Annotated in this window: 9 protein-coding genes and 3 pseudogenes; 5 read left to right on the top strand and 7 right to left on the bottom strand. The window is 61.7% G+C overall.

Features of this window, described 5'->3' with window-relative positions; all coding sequences use genetic code 11:
- From E0F99_RS26160 to E0F99_RS26150, 3 genes and pseudogenes are all read right to left on the bottom strand, one after another.
- A pseudogene (locus tag E0F99_RS26160) lies at positions 1–645 on the bottom strand (hypothetical protein); the annotation flags it as partial.
- The gene (locus E0F99_RS26155; protein WP_083358626.1) at positions 632–1,078 is read right to left on the bottom strand and encodes a bpX5 domain-containing protein; all 447 of its coding nucleotides are present in this window, start codon (positions 1,076–1,078) and stop codon (positions 632–634) included. The gene E0F99_RS26155 and the pseudogene E0F99_RS26160, both read right to left, overlap by 14 nt.
- Positions 1,075–2,196 (bottom strand): AAA family ATPase, encoded by a 1,122-nt coding sequence (locus E0F99_RS26150; protein WP_083358627.1) that lies wholly within the window; start codon positions 2,194–2,196, stop codon positions 1,075–1,077. Before E0F99_RS26150 ends, E0F99_RS26155 begins: the two co-directional genes overlap by 4 nt.
- 61 nt (positions 2,197–2,257) lie before the next feature.
- Here E0F99_RS26150 and E0F99_RS26145 point away from each other — a divergent pair.
- The 3 genes and pseudogenes from E0F99_RS26145 (at position 2,258) to E0F99_RS26135 (ending at position 5,293) form a co-directional block, all read left to right on the top strand.
- Positions 2,258–2,566 (top strand): annotated as a pseudogene (locus E0F99_RS26145) (GFA family protein).
- Positions 2,567–2,660: 94 nt separating this feature from the next.
- Entirely contained in the window at positions 2,661–4,484 is a 1,824-nt protein-coding gene (locus tag E0F99_RS26140) for a serine hydrolase domain-containing protein (protein ID WP_083358628.1), read from the top strand.
- Between the two features lie 17 nt (positions 4,485–4,501).
- Positions 4,502–5,293 carry a MipA/OmpV family protein gene (locus tag E0F99_RS26135; protein ID WP_083358629.1) on the top strand — a complete coding sequence of 264 codons (792 nt, stop codon included), beginning with the start codon at positions 4,502–4,504 and terminating at the stop codon, positions 5,291–5,293.
- Between the two features lie 228 nt (positions 5,294–5,521).
- Here E0F99_RS26135 and E0F99_RS26130 read toward each other — a convergent pair whose 3' ends face one another.
- Complete coding sequence (locus tag E0F99_RS26130; RefSeq protein WP_083358630.1) at positions 5,522–6,799, bottom strand: ATP-binding protein; 1,278 nt, start codon at positions 6,797–6,799, stop codon at positions 5,522–5,524.
- On the bottom strand, positions 6,800–7,507 hold the full coding sequence (locus tag E0F99_RS26125; protein WP_083358631.1) for a winged helix-turn-helix domain-containing protein: 708 nt from the start codon (positions 7,505–7,507) through the stop codon (positions 6,800–6,802).
- 157 nt (positions 7,508–7,664) lie between these two features.
- Between E0F99_RS26125 and E0F99_RS26120 the strand changes: the two genes are divergently transcribed.
- On the top strand, positions 7,665–8,864 hold the full coding sequence (locus E0F99_RS26120; protein WP_083358632.1) for an MFS transporter: 1,200 nt from the start codon (positions 7,665–7,667) through the stop codon (positions 8,862–8,864).
- On the opposite strand, the gene E0F99_RS26115 is transcribed toward E0F99_RS26120, so the two are convergent.
- Positions 8,820–9,422, bottom strand: a complete 603-nt coding sequence (locus E0F99_RS26115; RefSeq protein WP_083358633.1) for a MiaE family protein — start codon at positions 9,420–9,422, stop codon at positions 8,820–8,822. The genes E0F99_RS26120 and E0F99_RS26115 overlap by 45 nt on opposite strands.
- Positions 9,423–9,578: 156 nt before the next feature.
- Here E0F99_RS26115 and E0F99_RS26110 point away from each other — a divergent pair, with 156 nt between their 5' ends.
- Positions 9,579–10,442, top strand: a complete 864-nt coding sequence (locus tag E0F99_RS26110) for a universal stress protein (protein WP_083358634.1) — start codon at positions 9,579–9,581, stop codon at positions 10,440–10,442.
- A gap of 39 nt (positions 10,443–10,481) precedes the next feature.
- Here the strand turns inward: E0F99_RS26110 and E0F99_RS30675 are convergent.
- A pseudogene (locus E0F99_RS30675) lies at positions 10,482–10,657 on the bottom strand (IS110 family transposase); the annotation flags it as partial.

The following is a 10,657-nucleotide window of genomic DNA, read 5'->3' as shown; positions in this document are numbered from 1 at the left end:
CGCCCCCCGTGGCGTACAGGTCTGGGTTGCGTCCGTTGGCAACCCCTGCCCCACGACCCCGCCCTCTCCGACTTTCTCGCCCTGCGCGGCCCGCCATTCATGCCTGGCTTGCCAATGCGCCGGGGCGACACTTTCATAGGTGCGTGCCTTGAGCAGCCGTTTGAGCTGCGCCGGGCTATCGAACTCATGCAGCACCGGCGCGCCTTGCAGGATGCCCCAACGCAACTGCGCCCCAGCCTCCTCGGCACGCCGGGCCAACAGCATCAACAAGGCGATGTGCACCAGCCGGGCGGTGCCTAACTGCAACGGGCCTGCGTCGAACAGCACGATAATCAAGCGGTTCGCTTCACGGGCGCGGTACTGCGGTGCCAGGAACATATGCTCGCCGCCGACGGCCCGACGCATGAACTCGTCGGGCACTTCGTCAGCCAGCAGCCATTCGCTGGAGAGCAGGCGCTCATAAGGCCCACGGCGTTGCAGGTCACCCACGCCATCCGGCTCCGGCACACCGCCCTGCTGCATACCGCGCAATGGCCCAAGCACCGGGTTAAGGCGACCGAGCAGGTCGGCGAACAGCGGCAGATGCTGAGGCGCAAACCATTGCAGCCAGTGTCGCCAAGGTTGCAGCGCTTCAGGCAGTTGCATCGCTCGCTCCCCAATACGTCGCGATACGTTGTAGATGCTCGACAGACACCGGCAACAGCCGATCCAGCGGCACCACCGCTTGCGGCGCACGCCACAACAGCAAAGGCGAGCGTTTGAATCGTGTCGACAGTGTCTGGCCGAGCACATCCACCGGCACCGTCGGCTCCCAACTGGTGGGCAGCCACACACCGGGCGCGCTGGGGTGGGCTGCGGCGTATTCGACGCCGTCAACCCAAGGCAAATCAAGCGCCGCCCCGGTGACGACCAATACGTCGCCATTGGCGGTCGCGTGCAAGCGGGCAGCCTGTTCATCTGCGAGCAGCAGCAAGCGCGCATGCAAGCGAGGTGCGACGTCGCCCCAGGCCACCGCCGCCTCAGGCGCCGCGGGCACCTGACGCGGGCGCCAAGCCCAGGTCTGCGTACCGGCACTCATGGTGTCGGCGTCAGCAGTCGGGTCAGTTGCCCGCGTACGTGCTGCAAGGGTTCCGGCAGGGTCTGGCTATTGAAATTGGCGTCGATCTCGCGCAGCAAGCCTTCGAGCGCCTGGCTTGGCGGCGGTTCGCTGCGGGCCAAGTAGTCTTCTGCGGTTTCCAGCAAGCGATTCAAGCGCGACATCGGCTGCAAGGTGGCCTCTTCGACGGCACTGAACAAATGACTGTTGCTGGACGCGGCAAACAGGTCACGCAGTACTTCGCGCCCATGTTGCTGGGTTTCCTTGGTCGGCAGCACATACAACAGTGGCCACAAGTCGGCGTCGCTGGCTGCCAGGCGCCCACCCAACAACGCTGCCGCCGCAATCAGCCGCTGCGACTTGACGATGCGGCGGTCCGAGAGCTGAATGCCAGCCTCACGCAGGCGGCGAATGGCCTGAGCCAGCGCCGGGCGCACGGCGCCCAGGTCGACGTTTTTCATGGCCTGGCTCAGCGTGTCCAACTGGGCCAGCCCCAACAACTGCTGCACCGGCCGCTGTTCCGACTGCCAACCGCCCGCCAACATGGCTTCCAATTGGTTGTCGGGCACCGACTCGACGAACAAATGCAACAGGAAGCGGTCGCCAAACGCCGCCAGCGCTTCATCGTCCGGCAAGCCGTTGGCAGCCCCGACGCACACCCGCAGCGGGCATTGGATCTGGGTATGGCCACGGCGAAAGCGGCGCTCGTTGAGCACGCCCAGCAACGTATTGAGGATGGCGGTCGAGCCCAGGAAGACTTCATCGAGAAACACGATATCGGCCTCCGGCAGCATGCCGCTGACGTCGGTTTCGACGGTGCCTTCGCGCAGTTTCTTCAGGTCCACGGCACCGAACAGCTCGGACGGTTCAGTGAAACGCCCCAGCAAGTATTCGAAGTAACGCCCGCCCATGGACTGCGCCACACGGCGTACCACGGCGCTCTTGGCCGTGCCGGGCGGGCCAATGACCAGAATGTGTTCCTGGGCGACCGCCGCCAGCACAATCAGCTCGGCCAATTGCTCGCGCCCGACCAAGCCTTCGGTGGCCGCACGCACAGCGTGACGAATTTGCGCGGCAGCGCTTTGCAACTGAGCAATCATGGGTGTCTTCCCTGAAACCAAAGCGGGGAATCTTGCCTGAGGCTATGGTATTAGCAAAGCGTTGTTACAACCTGCCTGGAGGAATCAGCTCAAGCAACTCGAAGGCCCTGCCATTGCGGCGCCGTATCATTCAGCCTCAACACCCAGCCCCCCTACCCCTATCAGCGTTGCTATTGCTCGATCTGCCGCAAGACCCAAGGCGGCGGTTATGCGATCAACCTTGCCGGTGCCATCGGAACACACGCACCTGATGCTCGGCGCCAAGGCGCCGTGGGTCGAGGTCAGCGTGCGCCAGGGCGACCTGCAGTTCGATGAATACCCCGAAGCGTCCATCGCCCAATGGCATGAACGCTTAGGGCTTGCGCGTTAACAGTCTTTGACAGTTTCCCGACAAAGCTCTCAAAGATTGTGGGTCAGCTGCGCCCTAGCATTCGAGCATCCACATCACCATCCGGGTGCTCTTCATGTTTCGCACATTGCGCGGTATTGCGCTGTTGGGTTGCCTGCTGGGCAGTCTCGGTTGCCATGGGCAACCGCCTGCCCCGCCACCGATTCCCAAGGGGGATTACGGCGCGATCATTCGTTACCTGCAAGCGCGTATTCCAAAGGAGATGGCGCGGGAAAATGTACCGGGGCTGTCGATTGCGCTGGTCAACGGCCAGGAGTTGATCTGGGCACGCGGTTTTGGCATGGCCGACAAGGCCCAGGGCGTGCCGGTAACGCCCAACACGGCGTTTCGCGCCGGAGGCATTTCCAAACTGCTGACCGCAACGGCCGCGTTGCAGTTGGTCGAGCAGCAGCGCCTTGCGCTGGATGCGCCGATCCAGCAAACCCTGCGCGAGTTCTACGTGCGCTCGCGCTTTCACAGCGACCCGGGCGCCGCCGACCGCGATATCACCTTGCGCCGCTTGCTCAGCCATCAGTCCGGCTTGCCCAGCGAACACCTGCGCGATCTGCGCAGCACCTACGCCATGGGCCAGATGCCGATGCGCGTGTCCGGCGTCTGGCTGAGCAGCCCACCCCGCTCGCAGGTGGCGTACTCCAACCTGGCTTATTCGCTGGTAGGCGCGGCCATTGAGCGCGTCAGCAACAAAAGCTTTGAAGCGCAGATGCAAACCAGCTTGCTCAAGCCGCTGGAGATGGGCCAGTCGAGTTTTGTCGGCACCGGCACACAGCTGAGCTTTCGCGCCTTGGGCTACGAGGACGGTGTGGTGAGTACCGACGCCCAGGTGCGTGACCTCGCCGCCGCTGGTTTGTGGGCCAGCCCGAAAGACCTGATCCACTACGTGCAGATGCTGTTCGCCCAAGGCCTCTACAAAGGCAACCGGGTGTTGGGCAGCCTGTCGATTGACGCCATGTTCACCCAGCAAAATACCGGCAATGCGCTGGACTTCGACTGCCAGATGGGCCTGGGCTGGTTCCTTGCACCCTGCGGCGATGAGCCGGTCGGCCCTGGTGTGCGCACTTACCAACACAGTGGCGGCGGCGATGATTTTGCCGCGCAGTTGAGCGTGCTGCCAGACCAGCAACTGGCCGTGATCATCATGGCCAATGACAGTAACGCCGAAGAACTGGTCGCCAGCCTCGCCACCGACGCCCTGCGCCTGATGCTGCAGGCACAGACCGGCGAAGCGGTGTGCGCCGACGACTGCCAGGCGCCCAACCACGGGCTCAAGTTGCGCCACGTGCCGGCGGCCGTCGACCGCAAGCGCCTGGCCGGGTTTTATGCCACGGCCTGGGGCGTGTTCCGTATCAAGGATGAGAACAACCGGCTGGCCGGCGAGTTGGCCGGGTTCGACTTCGAGTTGTTGCGCGACGATTCGGGCTGGCTGCGGGCGCAGAAAAAGCGCCTGGGCGTGTGGTTCAAGGACCTCGGCGACCTGGGCCGCGTGCAACTCAATGTAATCACGGTGCAGGGCCGCCAGATGCTCACCGCTCGCAGCCACGGCCAGCGCATCGCCATCGGCGAGCGTATTGACCCGCCGCCTCTGCCCCAGGCCTGGGCTGACACCATCGGCACGTATCAAGTGCTCAACACCCACGAGCCCGACGCACCTTTGAGCGGCATCAGCGTGCGCCTCGAAGAAGGCTTCCTGGTGATTCGCGGCCACTTGCACGACGAGCCGCTGACCGACTACATCCTGCTCCCCGTCGACAACGCCCACGCAGTCCTGGCCGGCAACGGCTACGGCCTGGGCGATACCGTAAGCCGCCAGGTCAACGGCCTGAGCGCTTCGGGTTACGCCTTCAAACGCACCAACGCCCCCCACAACCGCCTGAATTTCTAACACGGACGAATACCCTGATGCGCTCAAAAAACCTCTGCCTGTCGTTCACCTCGCTGTGCCTGCTCGCCGCTGCCGACACCGCGATTGCCGAAGACTGGCAATACAGCCTCAAGGCCGGCGTGGCCAACGCGCCGCGCTACAGCGGCAGCGACGAACGCATGACCGCGCCCTTGCTGGGCGGCAAAATCGTCAGCCCCTGGGGGATTTTCCTCGACACCGACAAAGGGCTGGGCTGGGGCTACGAAGGCAATGCCCTGAGCTTCAGCGCCTACGTCGGCGCCAGCAGCGCGCGCAAGGATAAAAACGAAAGCTTGCATGCCGGTTCCAAGCGCCTCAAGGGCATGGGCGAGATCAAGTCGCGCCCGCAACTGGGCGTCAGCGCCGCTTACAACCTGGGCGGCGTGATCGTCGGCGCGACGCTGGAACACGCGCTCAAGGAAGATGACCACAAGGACACCGGCAAGGCCTATACCCACCTTGAGTTGAGCCTGGGCACCCATTTGTATGAAGGCCGCTACGGTTCCGTGTACGCCAGCCTCAGCAGCCACTTCGGTGACCGCGACTACCTGCAGACCTGGTACGGCGTGACCACCGGCCAAGCCGCGCGAAGCCGCTTCAAGGAGTACAAGGCCGGTGCAGGCAATATCAGCAACGGCATGAACCTGGTCTGGAGCATGCCGATCAGCGAGCACACCCAATTCTCGACCTTGCTGGATGTGCAGTATTTGGCGGATGAAGCGGGCAAGAGCCCGATTGTGGAGCGGCGGTTGCAGACATCGGTGATGGGGGTGCTTGAGTACACCTTCTGACTTGGGAGTGAGGGCTGGCTTGCCTGTGATGCAGACACTTCGGGGTATCAGGCATAACCCGTTGATGCCATCGCAGGCAAGCCCCACACACATTGGGATCTCATTCCATCAGCTAGATGGGGTGCTCTGCTTTTGATCTTGAGCTGAGGCGCCCCGTTAAACCACGCTGGCCGCAGCAACGGATATGTACTCCATCGACCGAAACAAAAATGGCCATAGCTCCCAGCCCTACTCAGCATAAGCCCAAGTCATCCGAAACGACGCCCCGCCCCACTCCGAATCCAGCACTTCCACCTGCCCACCATGCCACTGGCTAACCCGCTTCACCAACGCCAACCCCAAACCAAACCCGCCGGTGCGGCGGTCACGGCTGGTGTCCAGCCGCAAGAAGGGCTCGAAGATCTTCGCCCGGCCCTCCAGCGGCACACCCGGGCCATCGTCGTTAACCCGCACTTCGTAGCCACTGCCAAACTTGACCAACGACACCTCCACCCGCCGCTCGGCATAGCGAATGGCATTGCGCAGCAGGTTGATCACTGCACGGGCCATAAAGCGCGGTTCGATCTGGATAAAGTCGACCTCACAGGTACGCAACGACAACTGCACCCCCGCCGCCTCGGCTTCCAAGGCTACGCTGCCGATCACACTGTCGAGCCAGCTGTGCGCCTCGATATTTTCCCGGGTGACTTGGGTGGCGCCGCGCTCCAGGCTGGCGTAGGTGAGCAGCTCGGAGACCATTTCTTCCAACTCGCCCAGGTCGGCATACATGTCAGCGATCAGCGCGCGGCTCTTGCGCGGGTCGGACTGTTGCTTGAGCTGGTCAAGTTCAAACGACAATCGCGCAATCGGCGTGCGCAGTTCGTGGGAGACGGCGTTGGTCAGTTCTCGCTGGTTGGCGATCAGACTTTCGATGCGCTCGGCCATTTGGTTGAAGTGCCCAGCCAGTTCACGCACGGTGGAACGGCGTGGCAGCAGGATGCGCGACGCCAGGTCGTTGTCACCAAAGCGCTGCGCAGCCAGGCGGATATGCTCCAGGTCACGCCAGTGCGGGCGTACCCAAAAATACAGCACAATGGCCAGGCTCACGCCCAGAAACCCATAGGCCCACAGGTAGAGCCATTTAGGCTCCTCCGGCAGTTTGATTTGCAGCAATTGCGGGCCGTCGTCAATCGTGGTCAAGAACTCCATGAAGTCCCCACGCACGACCAGTTGGCCGTCAGCCAGCAATTGTTGCTCGCGTTCGTTCAGTGCCACGGCATCGCGCGGCACCAACTTCAGGTGCAGCCCGTAATGGGGTTGAAGCTCAGCCAGGCGAGCGTCGCGGGCCGCTCCCTGCAACGGGCGCAGTTGTTCCACCACGCCGTAAGCCGGCCCGCGCAAGGCTTCACGGTTATAAACTTCGTTGGCTTCGGGCAATAACTCGTCGAAGGTGTAGTTGACCAGCCAGATCGCGCCCGCCAAACCGAGCGCCAGGATCACATACAGGCGCAGAAACAGCCGCAGCATCTAGACCTCCCACGCAAACGGGTTGAACAGGTAACCCTTGCCCCAAATGGTCTTGATGCACATCGGCTCACGCGGGTTGTCATTGAGTTTGCTGCGCAACTTGCTGATGTACACATCGACGCTGCGGTTCAGGCCATCAAAAGCAATGCCGCGCATGCGGTTGAGGATGTCGTCACGCGAGAGGATCTTGCCGGCGCTGCTGGCCAGCAGCCACAGCAGCTCGAATTCCATGGTGGTGAGGTCAATTCTGTCGCCGCCCAGGCTGACCAGCCGGCAACTGCGGTCAATCGACAGTTGACCGAACTCCAGAGCCCCGCGCACCGTAGGCTCGGGCACCTGACGACGTTGCAACGCGCGCAAACGGGCGAGCAGCACCGGTGGTTTGATGGGTTTGATCACATAGTCGTCGGCACCCGACTCAAGGCCGAGGATGTGGTCAAGGTCGTCTTCCTTGGCCGTCAGGATCACGATCGGTGTGTCAGACACGTTCCGAATCTCGCGACACACGTGCAGGCCGCTCTGGCCCGGCAACATCAGGTCGAGCACGACGATCTTCGGCTTAAAATCGAGGAACGCGGCCAAGGCCTTATCGCCCCGGTGCACCACCCGCACCTCGAAACCGTGTTGCGACAGAAAATGTGCGATCAGCCCCGCCAGCTTTTCATCGTCCTCAACGAGCAAGACCTTGCCCAGACCCAGGTTTTCCATAAGTTCTCAGTGTGCGCGCGCGGATTGAAGTGCGGTCATTATAGGTGGCAAGCTGTCCGGCAGACGCGGTTGACCGGTTTTGCCTGACGAAGCTTCATACTTTTAAGAGTTTTTAACAAATTGCCTGCAATCTTTAACGCCATTCACAGGGAGTTGTATGCGCAAGGACTATCTGGCGTTCTTTGTTTCACTGTTCCTGTCACGGCTGGCGGACCAGATCCTGCTGTTTATCGTGCCGCTGATCGTGTTCCAGACCACCAACAGCGTTTCCTGGGCGGGGCTGGCGTTCTTTGTCGAGTCGCTGCCGCGTTACCTGGCCTTCCCGGTGTGCGGCGCATTGTGCGACAAGTTCTCGCCGGTGCGCATCCTGCATATCAGCCAGGTTTACCGGGCGCTGGCGTGTGGGGTGGCGGTGGCGTTGTACGGCGTGTTCGACGGTATCTATTGGCTGGTAATCCTGTCGGCGCTGTGCGGGGTGTTGACGACCCAAGGCATCATGGCGCGCGAAGTGGTCATGCCGCATATCTTCAAGCATTACACCTATGCCAAAACCTTGTCCTACTCACAAATCGCCGACCAGAGCGGCCTGGTACTGGGGCCGCTGGTGGCGGCGTTAATGCTGGAGGTCTGGGCCTGGCATTGGGTGGTCATTGGGGTTGCCGGGCTGTTTGTGCTGGCGGACTTGGCGATGCGGGTGTGGCAGCGCAACACCACGGTCAGCCTGGAAAGCTTTGAGCAGCATCAGGATGTCTGGCTGCAACCGCTGCGCATCGCCTTTGGGCATATCCGCAACCTGACGGAGTTGAAGCGGGTCATTACCCTGGCCGTGGGCGTTAATTTGATCATCGGCGTGACGCTGGCAACGTCCGCCGCCATGGTCACTGGCCTCTACGCTGCCGGCAAGGATGCCTACGCCCTGCTGCAGGCTGCCGGTGCGGTGGTGACTATCGTCATTCTGTTTTACTTGGCGCGCGCAACCCTGCCCTTGAAAATGCTGGGAGGGCTCTCCTATGCAATGATTGCGGCAGGCGCACTGATTATGGCGATCAGCCCCAACCTCTGGGGGTATACCCTGGGCTTCCTGCTGATCACCGGCTTCGACAAGATGTTCAATGTGTACATGCGCAGCACGCGCCAACGGGTGATTCCGGTGCAGGACTTTGGCAAGACCGTGGGCGTTATCACTCTATTCAACAACCTGGCCCAGCCATTGGCAGGCCTGGCGATTGCCGTGCTGGCAGCGCCACTGGGTACACAAACGGTGATCCTGCTGCTGGCCGGGATCACCGCACTGCTCGGCGTGGCCGTCGCTTCAGGCTGGCACGCCACTGTGAAAGCGGAACTCGATGTCGGGTGATTCGATCAGTTCCTGCTCGGCCGCCCTCACCCGCTCGATCACCTGGGCGACGTCTTTGGCGTCGCCGTACTGGTAGGCCAGTTTCAAGTAACCCTGAAAGTGCCGGGCCTCGCTTTTGAGCAAACCGAAGTAGAACTTGCCGAGTTCTTCGTCCAAATGCGGCACCAGTGCTTCGAAACGCTCGCAACTGCGCGCCTCGATAAAGGCGCCGACCACCAGCGTATCCACCAGTTTGACCGGCTCATGGCTGCGCACCACTTTGCGCAAACCTGAGGCATAACGGCCGGCGTGCAGTTGGCGCAGCTCGACTTTGCGCTTTTTGATCAAGCGCATGACTTGCTCGTGGTGCACCAGCTCTTCGCGGGCCAGGCGCGACATCATGCTGATCAGGTCAACATGGGCGTGGTACTTGGCGATCAGGCTCAGGGCGGTGCTGGCGGCTTTGAATTCGCAGTTCTTGTGGTCGATCAGCAGGGTTTCCTGATCGGCCAACGCAGCCTGGACCCAGGCGTCGGGGGTGCGGCAGCCGAGGAATTCGTGGATTTCGGGCAGGTTCATCGGGCTCACGGGCAAAAGGATCACAAAAGGGCGCCGATTATACCGACCCCGCCGCAGACCACCAGCCGCCGGCTTTGATGTGCATCAACATGACGTCTGGCAGGCAGCAACTATAGTTGTCCAAGGCCCCTTTTTCCCGTCTCTGGAGATTCGTCCATGCAAGCCATTCGTAGCATCCTGGTGGTCATCGAACCCGAGCACTCGGAAAGCCTGGCCCTCAAGCGCGCCAAACTGATCGCCGGGGTCACCGGCGCACACCTGCACTTGCTGGTCTGCGACAAAAAACACGAGCATTCGGCGCTGCTGAGCCTGCTCAAGTCTGGCTTGCAGGAAGACGGTTACAGCGTGACTACCGAACAGGCGTGGAATGACAGCCTGCATGAAACCATCATCGACGTGCAGCAAGCCGAGGGCTGCGGCCTGGTGATCAAGCAGCACTTTGCCGACAGCCCGCTGAAAAAGGCGCTGCTGACCCCGGCAGACTGGAAACTGTTGCGCTACTGCCCGACGCCGGTGCTGCTGGTGAAAACCTCCACGCCGTGGGCTGGCAAGGTTGTGCTGGCGGCGATTGACGTGGGCAACAACGACAGTGAACACCAGGCACTGCACAACACCATCATTGACCACGGGTTCCAAATAGCGAGCCTGGCCAAGGCGCAATTGCACGTGATCAGCGCCCATCCGTCGCCCATGCTGTCGGCGGCAGACCCGACCTTCCAGCTCAAAGAAACCATCGAGGCGCGCTATCGCGAGCAGTGCAAGGCGTTCCAGGCCGAATTTGACGTGGACGACGCGCACCTGCACATCGAAGAAGGCCCGGCAGACGTATTGATTGCGCATGCAGCGCATAAATGGCAGGCGGCCGTGACCATCATCGGCACCGTGGCGCGCACCGGGATTTCCGGGGCATTGATTGGGAATACGGCGGAAGTGGTGCTGGATGCGGTGGACAGCGATGTGCTGGTGCTCAAGCCCCAGGAACTAATGGATCACCTGCAAGAGCTGGCGACCAAGGCCTGACCCAAACCCTTCATACAGTGAAGATCATTGTGGGAGATTCTATGGTTGAGGGGAAGCCTCCAAAACCGCTTTTGACTGGTATTCGCTCTGATTTTTCATGAGTGAAAACGCAATACGTGCCAGCTTGCGGGCGATGATGACCAGGGCCTGAGTCGTTTTCAGGCCCCTGGCCAGGTAACCTTCATACAGCGGCTTCCAAGCTTTTGACCTGATGC

The sequence above is a fragment of the Pseudomonas antarctica genome (assembly GCF_900624995.1).
Lineage (GTDB): Bacteria > Pseudomonadota > Gammaproteobacteria > Pseudomonadales > Pseudomonadaceae > Aquipseudomonas > Aquipseudomonas antarctica.
The sequence above is the reverse complement of the archived record's forward strand: the minus strand, read 5'-3'. Positions and strand labels throughout refer to the sequence as shown.